This window comes from Hydrogenovibrio sp. 3SP14C1 (genome assembly GCF_029625905.1).
GTDB lineage: Bacteria > Pseudomonadota > Gammaproteobacteria > Thiomicrospirales > Thiomicrospiraceae > Hydrogenovibrio.
Genome location: NZ_JARTLM010000297.1, coordinates 1 through 240 on the forward strand (window position 1 = coordinate 1; position 240 = coordinate 240).

The 240-nt window shown below is 47.5% G+C and carries 1 pseudogene; it reads left to right on the top strand.

The window, feature by feature from the left end:
- Positions 1-22: 22 nt before the first annotated feature.
- Positions 23-240: pseudogene (locus P8629_RS12590) on the top strand (peptide ABC transporter ATP-binding protein); the annotation flags it as partial.

Consider the following 240-nt stretch of genomic DNA (forward strand, 5'->3'; position numbering starts at 1 on the left):
TGCTATTGCACGTGGTTTGGCTATGGATCCAGATGTCCTCCTTTTTGACGAACCAACTTCGGCCCTTGATCCAGAAATGGTCGGTGAGGTATTAGCGGTGATGCAGGATCTTGCAAAATCTGGGATGACCATGGTGATTGTAACGCATGAAATGGGCTTTGCTCGTGAAGTAGCTGACCGAGTGATCTTCATGGATGGTGGTGTCATCGTCGAAGAAGGAAAACCGGAACAAGTTTTTGA